Origin of the sequence: Marinifilum sp. D714 (genome assembly GCF_030851345.1) — a bacterium.
In the GTDB taxonomy this organism is placed as follows: domain Bacteria; phylum Bacteroidota; class Bacteroidia; order Bacteroidales; family Marinifilaceae; genus Marinifilum.
In genome coordinates this window covers 202,536-221,197 of sequence record NZ_JALPNU010000002.1, presented here as the reverse complement: position 1 = coordinate 221,197, position 18,662 = coordinate 202,536, and the positions used below count along the sequence as shown (strand labels likewise).

Sequence of the window (18,662 nt, the reverse complement as noted above, 5' to 3'; positions counted from 1 at the left end):
TATTTATAATTTATTCGTATTTCAAAACGTGTGCAGGAGCAATTTTAACCAAACATGATATCTGCCTGTAAATGGTTAAAAATGCTATTAAAAGCGACAGAACCGCTGCTAGAACAAATATTCCAATCCCAATTTCAATTCTGTAGGCAAATCCATTTAACCACCATTCCATGGCAAAAAATGATATGATCCACGCAATAGCAATTGATAAAACAATCCACCTTAAAATTTCTTTATACAGCAACCTGAATACATTGTCAACATTAGCTCCAAATACTTTTCGTAATGCCACCTCTTTGGCTTTATTTTCGGTGATAAATGAAACCAGACCAAATAATCCAAGACTAGAAATAATAAATGCAATTGCAGTAAATGAGGCAAACAATTTCCCCATTCTTGATTCCGCTTGATAGAAATAATCAAAATCTTCTTCTAATAATCTATAATTGAATGGAATATGCGAAAACTTCTGATTCCAAACTTTTCTTATTCTATTGATTATTGGATCTTTATCTTCACCAACCCTAATTCCTATATATTTAAAAGAACTTGGATTCCTCATCATTATCAAAGGATCAACGCCAACCTGTAAACTATTAAAATTAAAATCCTTTACTATCCCAATTACCTCTCCAGTATAATTCCAAAGACTTATTTTTTCGCCGATAGTGTAAACCATACCCATCTTTTCGGCCGCAGACTCATTTATTATGAATTTCAAGGTGTCTTCTCCAAACTGTTTGGAAAAACCACGTCCTTGTATCACATCCATTTCAAATGTTTCTATGAAATCAAAATCGACAAAGGATAGTTGAAACAGAACATCCTCTGAATCCTCCAATTTATTGGGCCAATTTACATCCCATGTCGAATTTCTAAAATTCACTGGCATTTGGTTGGCTGCTGTTACCCAATGAACTCCTGGGATTTTCAATAACTCCCCTTTTAGCTCTGAATATTCTTCATAAAAGTCATCCAGCATTTCAATATACACTATATTGTCTTTATTATAACCAACATCTGAATCTTGTAAAAAATTAAGTTGCTTATATATCACACAAGTGCATATAAAAAGAGCAATTGACATGGTAAATTGGATAATTACCAACACCTTTCGCAGCATGGCTGAATCTTGCCTAAACACACCTCTTATCACCAGAATTGGTAAAAAGGATGAAAGGAAAAGTGCTGGATAACTCCCAGATAAAACCCCAGTGCTTAGAACTATTAAAACTACTGCGATTAAAAACTTCAGATTTCCTAGATTTAATGTCAACGTTCTATTGGTAAGATCACTAAAAACAGGCAATAATAACTCTACGAGCACTATGCCCAATCCTAGTGCGATGGTTGTAAAAACTATCGACTCGGTTAAAAACAGACCAACCAATCCGCGTCTTTGAGCTCCCACTACTTTTCGAATTGCAACTTCTCTTGCTCTTCTCTCAGAACGAGCAGTAGCCAAATTCATATAATTAAAACAAGCTATCAAAAGTATTAGTACTGCAACCAATAAAAACACCTGAACATACCAAATTGGACCAGCTTTGTTTTTGCTAATCGAATACAAATGATATTTCTCAAATGCTTGCAAATCCAACTCTACGTTAGAATATGGAATTCTCTGACGCACATGATGCTTTATATTTTCAGCCAAATATTCACTATTGGCCCCATCTTTTAACTTTATGAATGTATGAAATGAGTTTGCTTCCCAATCACTTAAATCATACTCCCAATATTCTTTAAAAAATTTGAATGGAAGAAAAAAATCGTAATGTATTGAAGAATTTTCAGGTGCATTTTCTACTACTGCACCAACTATAAATTGATAGTTTGAATTGATCTCAATACTTAATCCTATGGGATCAATGTCCCCAAAAAGTTTTTCAGATAATCTTCGGCTTAAAACAATTGTACTTTCATTCGACAAAGGACTAATATAATCACCATACAAAACAGGTATAGAGAATATTTTAAAGAAATCCGGATCAACAATTTTTCCACCAGTTTCGACAAAGGTTTTTCCATTAGCAGACAAAACCAATTGTCCCCATGTACTTACCAACCTCGAGGCATATTCAACCTCAGGATATTCTTCCTTGAATGATGCTGCTAGAGGACTTGGAGTAGAATACACTGAAAAAACATCTCCATCCGCGTACTTTTGATTTTCATAAACCGTATAAATCCTTTCAATATCCTTATGGTAGTTGTCAAAACTAAGCTCATAATTTACCCAAATTAGTATCAAAAGAGTACAAGTAACTCCTGTAGCTAACCCTAAAATATTAACTATAGAATACACTTTTTGCTTGTACAAATTACGAACAACAGTATTGAGTAAAATTTTAATCATCAGTTTACTTTAAAAGTAATTTCTCAGATTCACCATAAAGTTCATAACTATTTGTTATTACCTTTTCACCTGGCTCCAAGCCTTCTAAAACCTCATAATATCTCGGATTCTGATTTCCTAACTTAATCTCTCTTCTTACGGCAAATTCTCCCGATGGGTCTACGACAAATATCCATTGTCCACCAGTGCTTTGAAAAAATCCTCCTCTTGGTATCAAAAGCGCTTCTCTTGGTTCTCCTAATTCTATTTTTGTTCTGAAAGTTTGACCAGTTCTAATTCCATTAGGCAATTCGCTAGCAAATTTTAAATCAATTTCAAATTGTCCATTTCTAACCTCAGGATACACTTTCGATACGATCAATTGATATTCTTTGCCATTAAATTTAAAACTAGCATTTAATCCTTTATTTAATCTAGCAATATAAAGTTCATCAACCATTGCATTTATCTTGTAATTATCAAGCACATTTACCTGTCCAAGCCTCTGTCCTTTTGATTTAGATTCTCCAAGTTCAGCATTTAATGCTCCTAACTGACCACTAACAGGTGCTTTTACATTCAAATTTTGCAACTTTTCTCGTACCAAATCCAGGTTATCTTCCATCTTTTTCAAGTTCGATTCCAGCCTTTCAATTTGAATGGTTCTGGAAAGCGAATCAGTCTTTTGACGCTCCAATAGTAAATCTCGTACTTTTTTGTGATAAAAATAATCATCTCTTGATGCCTCAAATTCTTCTTGTGCAATTAGATCTTTCTCAAAAAAAGTTTTGTTTCGAGTATATTGTCTTTTGCTCTTCGTTAAATTCAAATCAATATCCAGCAAGTTGCGCTTAATATTTAATCGATCTTGTTCCATACTCAGACGAGTATCTCTTAATCTATTAACCTGCTCAGTAAAAGCCGCTTCCGAATTCAGGATCTGCAAATTCAATTCCGAATTGCTAAGACGAAGAATAACATCTCCTTTTCTCACCATGCTACCTTCTTCCAGTAAAATCTCTTCTACCCGACCTCCTTCAATTGCATCCAGATAAACCGTTGTTATTGGATTTACTGTACCAGTTCTGGAAATGTACTCCTGAAAATAATCGTTTTTAACATCAGCAATTGAAAGTGTTTCTTCATCTACTCTAAAACTTAATCCTGATGTTCCTAAAAATGCTGAGTAGAGAATAATAATGGCAATTACGCCGATAGCCAGGTACCAATTTTTCTTACGAAGATACCATGGTTTCTTCTCAATAATTCTATCCATATTTTTTTGACTTGTTATATACCTTTTTCAAACACGCCCTAATAATAACCACTTTCATGCCAAACACAATTTAAAACTGAATCACAATAACTTAAAACAAATTACTACCGAAAACATGTCCAAAGTTTGAACGAAATTAATACACAAACTGTTCGATTACGTACAGCATTTTTTTATTTCTGAAATTTTAGTAATAACTTGAGTCCAGATTTAAACAAAATATATAGAACCTACAAATTAATAGATATTATGACAGTGCAAAAAAGCGGAAAAATATTGGCCATTGATGACAATGAGGATATATTGTTTTCACTTAAACTACTTTTAAAGCAGCATGTAGAATTAATACATACTGAATCCGATCCTGAAATGATCCCTAAACTTATGAAGCAAGAAGAATACGATGTTATTCTTTTAGACATGAACTTCACAAAAGATGCAATTAGTGGTCAGGAAGGTTATCATTGGCTAAACAAAATACTTGAAATCGATCCAAGAGCAGTAGTCTTGTTCATTACTGCCTACGGAGATATTGAAAAATCAGTAAAAGCAATAAAGGCCGGAGCTACAGACTTTATTCTTAAACCTTGGCAAAATGAAAAATTGCTAGCTACCATATCTTCAGCCATTAAGTTGCGCAAATCCAAAGAAGAGGTTAGCGAACTTAAAACAAAACAAAAAGAATTAAATGCTGTTCTCGATCAGCCATTTAACGATTTTATTGGTACATCTCCTGAAATGCAACAGGTATTCCAAACCATTACCAAGGTCTCAAAAACCGATGCCAACGTATTGATTTTGGGTGAAAATGGAACTGGAAAAGAATTGGTTGCAAGAGCTCTTCACAGAAACTCGAGTCGAAAAGATGAAGTATTCGTTAGTGTGGATCTTGGATCGATTAATGAAAACTTGTTTGAAAGCGAACTTTTCGGTCATGTTAAAGGAGCTTTTACCGATGCCAGAGCTGATAGACCTGGAAGATTTGAAATTGCTTCGGGAGGTACACTTTTCCTTGATGAGATTGGTAACTTAAGTTTGCCAATGCAAGCTAAACTTCTTACGGTTTTAGAAAGAAGAGAGGTGATTAGAGTTGGATCGAACAAACCAATTCCAATCGACATTCGCTTGATTTGTGCTACCAATATGCCTTTAAAACAAATGGCATCAGAAGAGAAGTATCGACAAGATTTACTTTATAGAATAAATACAGTAGAAATCGATCTTCCACCACTTCGTGAGCGTTATGAAGACATTCCTTTACTGGCAAATCATTTCCTTGAAATCTATTCGAAGAAGTACAAGAAGAGAATAAGTCCTTTATCAAAAGCTTGTATCAATAAACTATACGATTACGGTTGGCCAGGTAATGTTCGTGAGCTTCAGCACCAAATGGAAAGAGCCGTTATTATGGCTGATGATAAAAACCTGGAACCATCCGACTTTCAGATAAGTATGGATAGAAGCCAGCAAGATGATGTTGAATTTGATTCCTACAATCTCGAAGAGGTAGAGAAAAATATCATTCAAAAAGTGTTAAAAACAAATAAAGGAAACATATCTAAAGCAGCAGGCGAACTTGGTTTAACAAGAACCTCTCTATACCGAAGATTAGAAAAATATGGTTTATAAAAGCTTCCGAATTAACTTTATTATCAGGATTATCGTTCTATCAGCAACGATATTCCTGCTATTTTATCTAGTCGCCCAAAAAAGTTTATACTTTACGGCGAGCTTGACTTTTATTGCCATAATTTATCAAGTTTACGAGATAATTAGGTACGTTGAGAAAACTAACCGTTTGCTTAAAAATTTTCTGGAATCTATTCGATATTCAGATTTTACCCGAAATTTTCAAGTACAAGGATTAGGCAGTTCTTTTGATAAACTACAAGAGTCATTTAATGCGGTAATAACTGATTTTCAAAAAATAAGGGCTGAAAAAGAGGAACATTACTTTTACCTGCAAACCGTTATTCAACACATTGGTATTAGTTTAATAGCTTTTCATCGCGATGGAAAGGTGGAGATGATTAACAATGCCTCTAAAAAACTGTTTCAGATTAGTAATCTTAAAATGATTCAGGATTTAAAAACTTTTAGTCCTGATTTAGTAGATTCCTTACTAAGCTTAAAGCATGGTGAAAACACACTGATAAAGGTTAATGATAACGACGACATTTTACAATTAGCTGTTTACGCAACCGAATTTAAGATCAATAATCGTCAGGTAATTTTGGTTTCTATAAAGAATATTCAGTACGAATTGGAGGAGCAAGAAATAGAATCTTGGCAAAAACTAATCCGAGTACTGACACATGAGATCATGAATTCAATAACCCCAATTTCATCTTTATCTACAACCCTAACCACCATTCTTGATGATTTTGGTGAAAACAATACAAATCGTTTCGAAGAGCAGGATTTGGAAACGCTTAACGAAGTAAAAATGGCTTTGGAGACCATTCACAAAAGAAGTTCAGGACTTCTTCATTTTGTAGATACCTATCGTAATCTTACGAAAATTCCTAAGCCTAATTTTAGCATTTTCCAGGTTCAAAAGTTATTCGATAACATTCATCGATTAATGGAGGAAGAAATCAAGCGAAATGGTATTGAATGTGAAATAAGCATTAATCCAGAATCCATAGAACTTTCGGCCGATGAGCAATTAATTGAACAAGTATTAATCAACTTGATTAAAAACTCGATTCATGCAGTTGAACATACCGAAAATCCTAGAATTGAATTAAAGGCCTATATGAATACCAGAGGCAGAATTTCAATTCAGGTTAATGACAATGGACAAGGAATTATTAAAGAAGTTTTGGACAAAGTCTTTATTCCGTTCTTTACAACAAAACCGAAAGGCTCAGGAATTGGATTGAGTCTTTCAAAACAAATCTTACGTCTGCATGGAGGTACCATTACAGCCCATTCTGTGCCTGACGAACGAACCAGTTTTACCTTAACTTTTTAATTAATGCTGTAAGAATTAACATTCTAATAATTTTAATTTAAGAAATTCTTTCATTAAATTTAAAGGGCAAATATATTTCTAACCCTTAATAAAATATACAGCATATGACTAAGACAATCACATTTAATGAGCTAAGACAAATTAAGGATCGTTTGCCAGATGGCAGCATGCAAAGGATTGCGAAAGATTTACAATTAAACGTAGAAACAGTTAGAAATTATTTTGGTGGAACAAATTTTGATGAAGGTAAAAGTACTGGAATCCATGTTGAACAAGGCCCGAATGGAGGGATTGTTGAACTCGATGATACTACAATTTTAGATCACGCTTTCCGTATTTTGGAGAATGCCTAATAAGGGAATTTGACATCAAATAAATAAAAAAGGGTTTTGAATATCATCAAAACCCTTTTTTATTATATCACCGATATTTATTCTTCTCTCTTTTCCTGGTGTAGTTTGTTAAAAATAATTGCAAGGTTCGAATACAAGGTTGTATTCTGAACAATGATATCATCAGGCACCTTAATTCTTGCCGGAGTAAAGTTCCAAATTGCTTTAATTCCCCACGCTACCATCAGGTCAGCTACAGTTTGTGCATTTTCAGCAGGAACAGTTATAATCCCCATGATCACATTCAATTCTTGTGCTAAATCTCTAAACTGATCAATATGAAAAACCTCAACATCATTAATCTTTCGACCTATAGTCGCTGGATTTATATCAAAAGCAGCCTCAATTTTTAATCCAAAATGATTTAATCCACTATCGTGTAGTAAAGCTGATCCCAGCGAACCTGCACCTACAAGGAATGCATTATCCATTACCGAAAAACCAAGAAATTCCGATAAAACATCTACAATCGCTTTCACCTCGTATCCAACTCTGGTTTTACCAACTATTGTAGTGTAAGATAAATCTTTTGTGACCTGCGTAGGGTCTATGTTCATATAATTTGCAATTTGAGTTGATGACACAAATTGCTGACCTTTACGCAACAAACCTTCTGCAAATGCTAAATATGAAGGCATACGTCTAATAGTTGGTTCTGGAACCGCCTGAAATTTTTTAGAATATTGAACCATAGTGAATTTCTTATACCAAAATCAAGACAAAAATAAAGAAGTTTTTATTAAAGAAAAATTTCCTTATTGATTTTTTTACGTATTACTAAAAAAATGATTTTTTGGCGCCGGGGATAACTTGCTAGTTTTTACAACTAAACAAATAAAATGTGGGCGATATAAGATTCGAACTTATGACCCCTTGGGTGTAAACCAAGTGCTCTGAACCAACTGAGCTAATCGCCCCTCTGCGGGTGCAAATATAAACAGAAATTTTTATGATGCAATATTTTTTTTGCTTTTGTTTATACAACCTCCGCGACAACAAATGTGCTACCTCCAACAAAAATCATATCTTCTTTTTCAGAATTTAACTTCGCTACATTCAATGCCTCAGCTACTGTAGAGTAGGTTTCTCCCCTTAAATCATAAGCCCTTGCAAGCTCCTGAAGTTTCTTCTCATTTAATGCTCTTGGAATATTTGCACGAGTAAAATAATAATGTGCTTCTTTAGGCATTAAGCTTAATACTTCATCAGTATTTTTATCATCTACCAAGCCAAAAACAACATTTAATTTTCTGTAATCAGTCATGCTAATTTGCTCAATTATTTCTCTAATTCCAGCTGCATTATGACCTGTATCACAAATTACCTTTGGATTTTCCTGCAAAACTTGCCAACGCCCTAATAATCCTGTTTCCTTTACTATTTGTGAAAGTCCTGAATAAATATTCTCATCAGAAATAGGAATACCTTGATTATTTAGTTGCTCCAATGCACAAATGGCAGTTCTGATATTTTTCTGCTGATATTTTCCAAGTAAATCACATTCAATCCGAACCTCTTCTTCCTGTTTCACAGAAAAGAAACTTATCTCTTGCTTACCAGCAGTAATTTTAGCGTTTCTAAACTCATAAATATCCTCAACAAAAAGAATTTTTGATTCCCTTTCCCGTGCAATATCTTTAAAAACATCTTCAACAAAGTCCTGTCGCTCTCCTATCACCACAGGTACTCCAGCTTTAATGATGCCAGCCTTTTCTTTAGCAATGTCACAAATATCATTTCCTAATAGATTGGTATGATCCTTACTAATATTGGTGATAACCGAAACCATCGGAGAAATAATATTGGTAGAGTCTAGTCTTCCTCCCAAGCCAACCTCAATAACAGCAATGTCAACTTCTTCTAATGCAAAATATTTAAAAGCTAATGCAACCGTCATTTCAAAAAATGATGGCTTTAACTCTTCGAACTTATCCTTATGGTTAGCAATAAAATCCACTACTGCAGATTCTGAAATCATTTGGCCATTAATCTTGATTCTCTCTCTAAAATCACGCAAGTGTGGTGATGTATACAAACCAACCTTTAAACCTGACTTTTGCAATACCGATGCAATAGAATGAGATACAGATCCTTTTCCATTTGTTCCTGCAACATGAACAGTCTTAAATTTTTTATGTGGATGATTAAAGTATGCATCTAAAGCCAATGTATTATCCAGATTAGCTTTATAAGCAGCTTTCCCTGTACGCTGGTACATAGGTAGCTGAGTGAACATATAGTCTAGTGTTTCCTGATAAGTCATTTTAAAAATCTTTACTGATTTTAAATCTTTTGCAAAGAAGAGTAAAAATTCTTAAAAAAATATTTCATAGCATGATTTTCCTATATTTTTTGCTAAATTAAAAGTATTAAAGACTGTAATATTTGAATATTTCAAAAGAAAAAAAACCTTACACGCTGATTTATAACCAGAAACCGAAGTCTAACCAATTTAAGTTGAAACAGTTTTTAAATCGCAATTGTAACTCGACTACATCGAATGGTCGAAATTAACCTCTAACAACACCCAATATGGCAAAACTCAAAAAGATTTTCGTTTTGGATACAAACGTTATCCTGCACGACTTTAATTCAATTTATAATTTTGAAGAGAACGATGTTGTTATTCCAATTACGGTTCTCGAAGAGTTGGATAAATTTAAAAAAGGAAATGATCAGATAAATTTTCATGCCAGAGAATTCACAAGAGAACTTGATAGAATTTCGGGCGATAACCTTTTTAAAGATGGTGCTAAGCTTGGCAAAGGTTTAGGAACACTTTTTATTGAAACAGGGAAGGAATTCTCTCCTACAATGAAAGCATCGTTTCATGAAAATATTCCAGATCACAGAATCTTAGCAATAGCTGAACACATTTTTAAACAATACAAGCGCAAAAAAGTAATCCTTGTAACGAAGGACATTAATCTTAGAATGAAAGCCAAGTCGCTAGGTATACTTGCTGAAGATTACAAAAACGACCAGGTTCAAGATTTAGATGATGTAATGAATCTTGGCATTACGACTCTTGAAAATTTTGATGATGAGAAAATTTCATCTCTCTACAAAAGTCACGAAGGCATTCCCGAGGAAGAATTTGGAGTTGACTTGCTTAAATCAGGTCATGAGTACTTTATTTTGAAAGGAAATTCTTCTAGTGCTCTGGCACATTACGATCCGGTTGAAAAGATAGTTACTCGAGTTGAAAAGCCTAACGCTTATGGCATTTATCCGCGAAATGCAGAACAAACCTTTTCGATGAATGCCCTATTAGATCCTAAAATTACCTTAGTGGCCTTAACTGGTAAAGCAGGTACCGGTAAAACCCTTTTGGCCTTGGCCTCGGCTCTTGCTCAACACGATATGTACGATCAGATATTTTTGGCAAGACCAATTGTTGCCCTGGCAAATAAAGATTTAGGATATCTTCCCGGCGATGCAAAAGAAAAAATTGGTCCTTACATGCAACCATTGTTTGATAACTTAAGTGTAATCAAGCATAAGTTTAATCTTCACAGTAAGGAATATCTTAAAATAGACGAACTTCTGAAAGAAGAAAAGCTACAAATTACACCATTGGCCTATATTCGAGGTAGAAGTTTGTCAAACACTTATTTCATTGTTGATGAAGCACAAAATCTGACTCCACATGAAATAAAAACGGTAATTACCAGAGCTGGCGAAGGAACCAAAATGATTTTCACTGGCGATATTGAGCAGATTGATTCACCATATTTGGATAAAAAATCAAATGGCTTGGCATACTTATCAGACAGGATGAAAGGTCAAGATATTTTTGCTCATGTAAACTTATTGAAAGGTGAAAGAAGTCACTTGGCTGAATTAGCAAGTAACTTACTGTAAGTATAACAGTTGCATTACTGCCAAAAATCTTTTAAATTGATTAGAGAAAGCATGAGATGATTTGAAGCTTTTAACCAAAATTAAAATCAAATCCACCGCGTATGAAAATAATGAAATTTGCTGCCATAGACATCGGATCGAATGCCATCCGATTACTGTTTATGAATGTGTTTGAGGAAGGCGAAAATACGCATTTTAAGAAATCATCATTAATCAGGGTTCCTATTCGTTTGGGAACCGATACTTTCATAGATAAATTTATATCTCCGATAAAAGGTGAGAAATTGATTAAATCGATGAAAGCTTTTCGTCATTTGATGGAAGTGCATGAAGTTGTTAATTATCGTGCATGTGCCACTTCAGCCATGCGTGAAGCCGCTAACGGACCTGAAATCATTAAACGAATTGAAGACGAATCAGATATTAAAATTGATATAATTGATGGTAAGGAAGAAGCCAGTATCATCTTCGACAATAAAATTGCAGATACTTTAGAGCCTGATAAAGATTACCTGTATGTTGATGTTGGTGGTGGCAGTACCGAAATCACTTTATTCTCGAAAGGCATTTGCACCTTCTCGGCTTCCTTTAATGTTGGAACCATTAAAATCCTTAAAGATTGTGTACCAAAAGGTGAGTTTATCCGAATTAAAGAATGCTTGTTAGACATTTGCCCAAACTGTGAAAATATCGAGATTATTGGTTCCGGAGGTAATATCAACCGCTTAGTAAAACTTGCTACACCAAGAAAAGAGAAGCATATCAGCTATAAGGAATTGAAAGGCATCTTCTACGATTTAAAACAATACTCGCACGAAGAGTTAATGATTAATTACAATATGAATCCCGACAGGGCTGATGTAATTATTCCTGCTGCAACAATCTTCTTAAGCGTAATGGAATGGGCAAAAGCCGAAACAATTCATGTACCTAAAATTGGTGTTTCAGATGGTATTGTTCATCAACTTTACAAAGAATATAAGTCGAACCGGCTTCTTATTAGTTAAGAATTACCTTAAAACCTAATTCTTTTTATAAATTTGCAAACTATTTTATTTGTAATAATATAGAACTGATTCAATTCTAATTGTTTCAGTTCTTTTTTTATCGCAATAATTTAATAATCAGCAGAGGGAAAGAATATGTTGCAAGGTAAAACTGTTGCATTTTATACATTAGGATGCAAATTGAATTTTTCGGAAACTTCGACCATAGGTAGATCATTTAAGGACATGGGCTTCGAAACGGTGAAGATGACAGAAAAAGCTGATATCTATGTAATCAATACTTGTTCGGTAACCGATCAGGCCGATAAAAAATGTCGACAAGCCATTAAGAAAGTAATTAAAACCAATCCAAATGCATTTGTTGCGGTTATTGGTTGTTACGCTCAACTAAAACCAAAGGAAATTCTTGAGATTCCAGGTGTTGATTTGGTTTTAGGTGCGAACGAAAAATTCAATATTCATAAGTATATCGATCACCTTGAGAAGAAAGGAACTGGAGACCTACAGCCTTGCGAGGTAGAATCGGTAAAAGATTTTCACTCATCCTACTCGATGGGCGACAGAACCAGATGCTTCCTAAAAATTCAGGATGGTTGCAATTACTTCTGTACTTACTGTACCATTCCTTATGCAAGAGGACGTAGCAGAAACAACAGCATTGCCGACACGGTAAAGCAAGCCGAAAAGGTTGCTGCCGAAGGTGCAAAAGAAATTATACTTACAGGTGTTAACATTGGTGATTTTGGTAAAAGTACCAATGAGACATTCTTGGATCTGATTAAAGAGTTGGAAAAAGTAGAAGGCATTGAACGTTTCAGAATTTCATCCATAGAACCGAACTTGTTGAGCAATGACATTATTGATTTCGTTGCCGGTTCGAAAAAATTTGTAAATCACTTCCACATTCCATTACAAGCAGGATCGAACAAGGTTCTGAAGTTGATGAAGAGAAGATACGACAGAGAGTTGTTCGCTCAACGTATCGAGAAAATCAAATCATTGCTTCCCGATGCTTTTATTGGTGTTGATGTGATTGCTGGTAGCCGTGGCGAAAGCGAAGAAGATTTCAACGATGCTTATAAATTCATCAACGAATTGCCAATTAGTCAACTTCATGTATTTCCTTACTCGGAAAGACAAGGTACAAAGGCGCTTGAAATTAAAGAATCGGTGCCTGTTGAAGAGAGAAAACGTCGTGCTAAAATGTTCCAGATCTTATCCGATAAAAAACTAAGAGCTTTTTATCAGGAACACCTGAACGAAAAACTTGAAGTTTTGTTTGAAGGATACAACGACAATGGTAAAATGTACGGATTCACCGAAAATTACATCAAGGTAGAAATTCCTTACAACCAAAATCTGAGTAATCAGTTGGCAAAAGTTCAGCTTGTAAACATTAACGAAAAAGCTCATGTTGATGCTAAATTGTTAAATGAGGCAGAGTTTAGTTTTAGACCGATTATTTAATAGGAATTAAAAGTTGAAAGTACTTTAAGTTAATAGTATTTAAGCTTGTAACAATCCGTCTTTTAATTGTAAAGCACTTGGCAATATCAACTTTAAGTATTTTAGGCACTATCATATGTTCCACTACAAAGATTTTAAGTCTTGATTCGAATATCTGGATAAATGATATTAGCTTTGAGGTAAATTATCAATTTTAAATCACTACCAATCGCATTTATCATGAACCAATTGGAAGATTTGTGTTTAAAAACCAACGAAATCGCTAAAAAAGCTGGTGCTTTTATAAAAGAGCAACAGAATAAAATTAAAGCCGATGTTGTTGAAACCAAAGGCATGCACGATTTTGTTACCTACGTCGACAAAACAGCCGAAGAGTTAATTGTTACCGAATTGAAGAAGATTCTTCCCGAAGCTGGTTTTATTGCCGAAGAAGGAACGGAAACCTATCGTGCCGATCGTTACAATTGGATTATCGATCCGCTTGACGGAACAACCAATTACATTCATGGATTCTCTCCTTTTGCTGTAAGCATTGCCTTGCAGGAAAACGATGAGATTGTTTTGGGTGTGGTTTACGAAATTAGCCTTGACGAATGCTTTTACTCGTGGAAAGGTGCCGATGGTGCTTTTCTAAATGGCAATGCAATTCATGTTTCTAAGGCAAAAACGGTTGATGCGTCCTTAATTGCTACAGGTTTTCCTTACTACGATTACGATTTGCTTAAGAACTTCATGGCAACATTGGAGTATTTCATCCTGAATTCTCATGGTGTTCGTCGTCCTGGTTCTGCGGCTACCGATTTGGCCTATGTTGCCTGCGGTAGATTCGAAGCTTTTTACGAATACAGCCTTCAGGCCTGGGATGTTGCAGCTGGTTCTTTCCTTGTGAAACAAGCTGGTGGAGCGGTTTGCGACTTTAAAGGAGGCGATGATTACATCTTCGGAAAAGAAATCATTGCATCAAACGGTTTGGTTCAGGAAGAATTTAAATCGGTGGTGCAAAAGTACATGCTCAAATAATTCTCTTTTTTATTGATCTGATAACATGACTAAGTTTTTTTCCTATATCGCATATGGTTTTATAAAGCTATTAAGTTATTTGCCATTGCCAGTACTCTATATCTTTTCTGATATTATTTTCTTTATTGTGTACCATGTTGTGGGGTATCGCAAGCAGGTTGTTCATACGAATTTAAAGAATGCCTTTCCCGAGAAATCTGATAAGGAGATTAGAAAAATAGGAAGAGAATTCTTCTCGCATTTCTGCGATAGCTTCATTGAAACCATTAAACTATGGACCATAAGCGAGAAGGAAATTAAAAAAAGATGTAAGTTCCTACAACCTGATTTTTTCAATCAGTACAAAGAATCTGGCAAAAGCGTAATGGCTATTCTTGGTCACTATGGTAATTGGGAATGGATGACTTCCTTTCCAGCTTGGAAAGATGTTAATTTGCTTCCGATTTACAAACCTCTTCACAATAAGGTTTTCGATAAATTATACATTCAATTAAGAGAACGATTTGGCGCCAAAACGCTTCCGAAAGATGATACCTTGCGAACCATGCTAAGGTATAGAAGCGAAAAAGAATTTACCGTTACTGTTTTTCTTGGCGATCAAACTCCCAACAAAAATAGCATTCATTACTGGACCAAATTTTTAAATCAGGATACACCGATTTTGCAAGGGACCGAGCGTATTGCCAAGAAATTGGATCAGGCTGTTGTATTTTGTAATATGCAAAAGGTAAAACGAGGATATTACGAGGTTGATTTCATCCCATTGTTCGATAACCCTAAAGAGGCTAAAGACAATGAAATTACAGAAAAACACACTCGGGTTTTAGAAGAAATCATTCAGGAGAATCCTGCATACTGGTTGTGGTCGCACAAGCGTTGGAAGCACAAGAAAGACAGTTAACAGGGAGCAGTAATCAGTAAACAATGATCAGTTAATAGTAGTCAGTCAACAAAACAATAGAGTTACTGATTTATAGATATTTTTAAAAGAAATGAATAGAATTGGAATTGTAATACTAAATTGGAATGGCAAAGAACTTTTGAAACAGTTCCTTCCTTCAGTTGTAGGCCACTCTAAAAGAGAATGGGCCGAAGTAATTGTGGCTGATAACGCCTCTACTGACGATTCCATTGCATTTCTTGAGCAGGAATATCCTGATATCAGATTGATTCAATTGGATAAAAACTATGGTTTTGCAGAAGGATACAACAGAGCTTTGGCTCAACTCGATCATGAATACTTTGTTCTGCTAAACTCGGATGTAGAGGTAAGCGAAAACTGGTTAGATTCCATTTACCAGCAGTTTGAGAACAATGCTGATATTGCTGCTGCTCAACCAAAAATTAAAGCTTATCACAACAAGTCGGGTTTTGAGTATGCCGGTGCTGCAGGAGGTTTTATCGATTATTTGGGATATCCATTTTGCCGAGGTAGAATTCTTGATACCATAGAGGAAGACACTTCCCAATACAATAACAACATTGATGTGCTGTGGGCCAGCGGTGCTGCCTTGTTTATCAGGGCCGATATCTACAAGAATACAGGTGGTTTAGATGGAGATTTCTTTGCGCACATGGAAGAAATCGACTTGTGCTGGCGTATTAAAAACCAGGGCCACAGAATCATTTGCGACACCAGCTCGACGGTTTACCATGTTGGCGGAGCAACCCTTCCCAACCACAGTTCGCGAAAGTTGTTTCTAAATTTCCGCAACAACCTGTTGATGTTGTACAAAAACCTGCCATCCAATAATTTCATATCCACATTCTTTTACCGTATGGTGTTAGATGGTGTTGCTGCTTTTAAATTCTTGCTGGGTGGCGAATTTGCCAACTTTGCAGCCGTATTTAAAGCACACATGTCATTCTATGGCATGATTGGCCAATTCCGTAAAAAGCGTAAAGAGTTACTGCCTCTTGTAAGTAAGAATCATCACAAAGAAATTTACTGCAATAGCATCATTTTCGATTACTTTCTCAGATCGAAGAAAAAGTATTCTGAGATTGAACAGCAACTTAATGCATAGCAATTCAATCTGCTTGCTTTAATTTCCTGATAATTTTTAATGCTCGTATGCTTGGCTATGACAGTCAGAGAGAATTTTGCCATACCCAAACCACTGGTTAAGCTTTAGAACTGATGTGTTACAATAATCCGCTGCCTATTTGTAATCTTCCATCACTCGGTTGTAATCTTCCTTCATCGTGTTGCAGCTTTTTGCCAAACGGTTGCAATTTTCCATCTTCAGGTTGAAGTTTTCCACTGCTCGGTTTTAATCTTCCGGTGCTCGGTTGAAGCATTCCGCCGCTCGGTCGAGGTTTTCCGCCGCTCGGTTGCAATCTTCCGCCACTCGGTTGCAATCTTCCGCCACTCGGTTGAGGTTTTCCGCCGCTCGGTTGAAGCTTTCCAGATGGGGTACATAATAATACATAAAGTCACTACAGCAACACTATAAGCATGTATTGCAATACATTACAAACAAAGTATCTTTAAAAGAACAAGTGTCTCAACCAGGTAGGTACAAAAGATAACAGGATTGAAACATTAAGGCACTAAGACGCGAAATTTTATAATCTGTAATGGTTGAAGATTATTATTTTGTGTCTTGGAGTCTTTGCGTTTAAACTTTTATTCATTAAATCAAGTTGTAGCCGTAAACTTCAATCCAATAATGGCAACCAGCAAAAGGAGCATAAAGAATATACGAGAGAAATGAACAGGCTCTCCAAACAAAACGATTCCCAGTACTGCAGTTGATAAAGCTCCTATCCCGGTCCAAACCGCATAGGCCGTACCAACTGGTAAATTTTTAATGGCCAAAGCTAAAAAGTACAAACTAATGCCCATAGCTACAATGGTGATTACACTTGGCCACAGTTTCGTGAATCCTTGTGCATATTTTAATCCAATGGCCCAAACGGCCTCAAATAATCCCGCTACAATTAAATAAATCCAAGCTATTCCCATTTCTATAATTTTTCAACCAACTTCTCTAACTGAATTCCTCTCGATCCCTTTATCAGGATGTAATGGTTCTTAACCTCTTCTTTCTCCAGAATGGCAGCAACCTCATCTGCCGACAGAAATGTTTTAAACTGATTTTCGGTATTCACCTTCGAGAAAATATCGCCAACCAGGTACACATTCTCCAAAGCTCTCTTCTGCAACAAATCAATTAATTGCTGATGCTCTTTTTCCGAATCTTCTCCCAATTCCAACATGTCTCCCAAAATCACCAACTTGTTTTTCATTGGCAAATCGGCAAAATTGTTCACTGCAACTCCCATACTTGTTGGGTTGGCATTGTATGCATCCAAAAACAAAACATTCTTTTCTGTCTTCTTCAGTTGCGAACGATTATTGCTTGGTTCGTAGTTCTCCAAGGCCACTTTAATATCCGATTCCTTGATGTCGAAATATCGTCCTACCGTAACGGCTGCCAATGCATTCTCGAAATTGTAGCCACCAATCAATTTGGTTTTAATGTAAAGCTTGCCAATTTTCGGCGATCTTAATTCCAATACCAAATAAGGTGCAGCTTGTAGGAACTTGGCTTTGCTATCGGCCTCTTCGCTATTGCCATAGCTATATATTTCCTGATCATTCAACATTCCCATTAAATGATCATTCTCACAATTCACAAATACCTTGCCTCTACCCTGCAAGTAATCATACAGTTCTTTCTTTGTTTTCTTAACCCCTTCGAACGAACCAAAACCTTCCAAATGCGCTTTTCCAACATTGGTAATGATTCCAAAATTTGGCTCTGCTATCTCACACAAAAACTTTATCTCTCCTGGGTGATTTGCTCCCATCTCAACAACTCCAAATTCTGTTTCCTCGGTCATTGATAGCAATGTTAAAGGCACGCCTATATGATTGTTAAAGTTGCCTTGAGTCGCAAAAGTTTTGTATTTCATGCTCAATACAGCATTAACCAATTCTTTGGTTGTAGTTTTTCCATTGGTACCTGTAATGGCCAAAATCGGAATTCCTAAATTCTTGCGGTGCTCTCTGGCTAAATCCTGCAATTCAGTCAAAACATCATCAACCAAAATACAAGAATCATTTACTGCAAATTCTTTTTCATCAACCACAGCATATTTACACCCTTTTTCAATTGCTGATTCGGCAAACTTGTTTCCGTTAAAATTTGCCCCTTTCAATGCAAAGAAAATCGAATTGGGAACAATCTTTCTTGTATCAGTAACAACAATTGGATACTGTTTAAATAAGCTGTATAGTTTAGAATTTTCCATTGGAATTGTCTCGTAATATTTGAATGACGAAATTAATAAAAAACCCCATCCTTTTATAGGA

The 18,662-nt window shown here is 35.5% G+C and carries 16 protein-coding genes and 1 tRNA gene; 9 read left to right on the top strand and 8 right to left on the bottom strand.

Going from position 1 to position 18,662, the window contains the following annotated elements; translation table 11 throughout:
* Nucleotides 1-10: 10 nt before the first annotated feature.
* Together M0051_RS02825 and M0051_RS02820 are read right to left on the bottom strand one after the other, a co-directional pair.
* The gene (locus M0051_RS02825; protein ID WP_306740021.1) at nt 11-2,359 is read right to left on the bottom strand and encodes an ABC transporter permease; all 2,349 of its coding nucleotides are present in this window, start codon (nt 2,357-2,359) and stop codon (nt 11-13) included.
* Nucleotides 2,360-2,363: 4 nt separating this feature from the next.
* Complete coding sequence (locus M0051_RS02820) at nt 2,364-3,614, bottom strand: efflux RND transporter periplasmic adaptor subunit (protein WP_306740020.1); 1,251 nt, start codon at nt 3,612-3,614, stop codon at nt 2,364-2,366.
* A 249-nt stretch (nt 3,615-3,863) separates the two neighbouring features.
* Here M0051_RS02820 and M0051_RS02815 point away from each other — a divergent pair, with 249 nt between their 5' ends.
* The 3 genes from M0051_RS02815 (at nt 3,864) to M0051_RS02805 (ending at nt 6,944) form a co-directional block, all read left to right on the top strand.
* Nucleotides 3,864-5,243 (top strand): sigma-54 dependent transcriptional regulator, encoded by a 1,380-nt coding sequence (locus M0051_RS02815; RefSeq protein WP_306740019.1) that lies wholly within the window; start codon nt 3,864-3,866, stop codon nt 5,241-5,243.
* A gap of 169 nt (nt 5,244-5,412) precedes the next feature.
* On the top strand, nt 5,413-6,591 hold the full coding sequence (locus M0051_RS02810) for a PAS domain-containing sensor histidine kinase (protein ID WP_306740018.1): 1,179 nt from the start codon (nt 5,413-5,415) through the stop codon (nt 6,589-6,591).
* A gap of 104 nt (nt 6,592-6,695) precedes the next feature.
* Nucleotides 6,696-6,944, top strand: coding sequence for a DNA-binding protein (locus M0051_RS02805; protein WP_306740017.1), 249 nt, complete (start codon nt 6,696-6,698; stop codon nt 6,942-6,944).
* Between the two features lie 77 nt (nt 6,945-7,021).
* On the opposite strand, the gene M0051_RS02800 is transcribed toward M0051_RS02805, so the two are convergent.
* The 3 genes from M0051_RS02800 to M0051_RS02790 form a co-directional block, all read right to left on the bottom strand.
* On the bottom strand, nt 7,022-7,675 hold the full coding sequence (locus tag M0051_RS02800; protein WP_306740016.1) for a redox-sensing transcriptional repressor Rex: 654 nt from the start codon (nt 7,673-7,675) through the stop codon (nt 7,022-7,024).
* Nucleotides 7,676-7,825: 150 nt separating this feature from the next.
* Nucleotides 7,826-7,900, bottom strand: a tRNA-Val gene (locus tag M0051_RS02795).
* A 59-nt stretch (nt 7,901-7,959) separates the two neighbouring features.
* Nucleotides 7,960-9,246 carry a folylpolyglutamate synthase/dihydrofolate synthase family protein gene (locus M0051_RS02790; protein WP_306740015.1) on the bottom strand — a complete coding sequence of 429 codons (1,287 nt, stop codon included), beginning with the start codon at nt 9,244-9,246 and terminating at the stop codon, nt 7,960-7,962.
* Between the two features lie 269 nt (nt 9,247-9,515).
* Between M0051_RS02790 and M0051_RS02785 the strand changes: the two genes are divergently transcribed.
* From M0051_RS02785 to M0051_RS02760, 6 genes are all read left to right on the top strand, one after another.
* Nucleotides 9,516-10,847: a PhoH family protein gene (locus M0051_RS02785; protein WP_306740014.1), complete on the top strand. Its 1,332-nt coding sequence runs from the start codon at nt 9,516-9,518 to the stop codon at nt 10,845-10,847.
* Between the two features lie 101 nt (nt 10,848-10,948).
* On the top strand, nt 10,949-11,854 hold the full coding sequence (locus tag M0051_RS02780; protein ID WP_306740013.1) for a phosphatase: 906 nt from the start codon (nt 10,949-10,951) through the stop codon (nt 11,852-11,854).
* A 135-nt stretch (nt 11,855-11,989) separates the two neighbouring features.
* Entirely contained in the window at nt 11,990-13,321 is a 1,332-nt protein-coding gene (gene mtaB / locus M0051_RS02775; RefSeq protein ID WP_306740012.1) for a tRNA (N(6)-L-threonylcarbamoyladenosine(37)-C(2))-methylthiotransferase MtaB, read from the top strand.
* A gap of 219 nt (nt 13,322-13,540) precedes the next feature.
* Entirely contained in the window at nt 13,541-14,341 is an 801-nt protein-coding gene (locus M0051_RS02770) for an inositol monophosphatase family protein (protein ID WP_306740011.1), read from the top strand.
* A gap of 25 nt (nt 14,342-14,366) precedes the next feature.
* Nucleotides 14,367-15,242: a lysophospholipid acyltransferase family protein gene (locus tag M0051_RS02765; protein WP_306740010.1), complete on the top strand. Its 876-nt coding sequence runs from the start codon at nt 14,367-14,369 to the stop codon at nt 15,240-15,242.
* Nucleotides 15,243-15,333: 91 nt separating this feature from the next.
* A complete protein-coding gene (locus tag M0051_RS02760) occupies nt 15,334-16,368 on the top strand; it encodes a glycosyltransferase family 2 protein (protein WP_306740009.1) in 1,035 nt (344 codons plus the stop codon).
* A 118-nt stretch (nt 16,369-16,486) separates the two neighbouring features.
* Here M0051_RS02760 and M0051_RS02755 read toward each other — a convergent pair whose 3' ends face one another.
* The 3 genes from M0051_RS02755 to murF form a co-directional block, all read right to left on the bottom strand.
* Nucleotides 16,487-16,642: a hypothetical protein gene (locus M0051_RS02755; protein WP_306740008.1), complete on the bottom strand. Its 156-nt coding sequence runs from the start codon at nt 16,640-16,642 to the stop codon at nt 16,487-16,489.
* A gap of 340 nt (nt 16,643-16,982) precedes the next feature.
* Complete coding sequence (gene sugE, locus M0051_RS02750; RefSeq protein WP_120239751.1) at nt 16,983-17,303, bottom strand: quaternary ammonium compound efflux SMR transporter SugE; 321 nt, start codon at nt 17,301-17,303, stop codon at nt 16,983-16,985.
* Between the two features lie 8 nt (nt 17,304-17,311).
* A complete protein-coding gene (murF, locus tag M0051_RS02745; RefSeq protein ID WP_306740007.1) occupies nt 17,312-18,601 on the bottom strand; it encodes a UDP-N-acetylmuramoyl-tripeptide--D-alanyl-D-alanine ligase in 1,290 nt (429 codons plus the stop codon).
* Nucleotides 18,602-18,662 lie beyond the last annotated feature (61 nt).

Excerpts from the sequence above, each read along its gene's own strand:
- M0051_RS02825 (WP_306740021.1), bottom strand. The coding sequence starts at position 2,359 with ATGATTAAAATTTTACTCAATACTGTTGTTCGTAATTTGTACAAGCAA.
- M0051_RS02820 (WP_306740020.1), bottom strand. The coding sequence starts at position 3,614 with ATGGATAGAATTATTGAGAAGAAACCATGGTATCTTCGTAAGAAAAAT.
- M0051_RS02815 (WP_306740019.1), top strand. The coding sequence starts at position 3,864 with ATGACAGTGCAAAAAAGCGGAAAAATATTGGCCATTGATGACAATGAG.
- M0051_RS02805 (WP_306740017.1), top strand. The coding sequence starts at position 6,696 with ATGACTAAGACAATCACATTTAATGAGCTAAGACAAATTAAGGATCGT.
- M0051_RS02800 (WP_306740016.1), bottom strand. The coding sequence starts at position 7,675 with ATGGTTCAATATTCTAAAAAATTTCAGGCGGTTCCAGAACCAACTATT.
- M0051_RS02790 (WP_306740015.1), bottom strand. The coding sequence starts at position 9,246 with ATGACTTATCAGGAAACACTAGACTATATGTTCACTCAGCTACCTATG.
- M0051_RS02785 (WP_306740014.1), top strand. The coding sequence starts at position 9,516 with ATGGCAAAACTCAAAAAGATTTTCGTTTTGGATACAAACGTTATCCTG.
- M0051_RS02780 (WP_306740013.1), top strand. The coding sequence starts at position 10,949 with ATGAAAATAATGAAATTTGCTGCCATAGACATCGGATCGAATGCCATC.
- mtaB (WP_306740012.1), top strand. The coding sequence starts at position 11,990 with ATGTTGCAAGGTAAAACTGTTGCATTTTATACATTAGGATGCAAATTG.
- M0051_RS02770 (WP_306740011.1), top strand. The coding sequence starts at position 13,541 with ATGAACCAATTGGAAGATTTGTGTTTAAAAACCAACGAAATCGCTAAA.
- M0051_RS02765 (WP_306740010.1), top strand. The coding sequence starts at position 14,367 with ATGACTAAGTTTTTTTCCTATATCGCATATGGTTTTATAAAGCTATTA.
- M0051_RS02760 (WP_306740009.1), top strand. The coding sequence starts at position 15,334 with ATGAATAGAATTGGAATTGTAATACTAAATTGGAATGGCAAAGAACTT.
- M0051_RS02755 (WP_306740008.1), bottom strand. The coding sequence starts at position 16,642 with ATGCTTCAACCGAGCACCGGAAGATTAAAACCGAGCAGTGGAAAACTT.
- murF (WP_306740007.1), bottom strand. The coding sequence starts at position 18,601 with ATGGAAAATTCTAAACTATACAGCTTATTTAAACAGTATCCAATTGTT.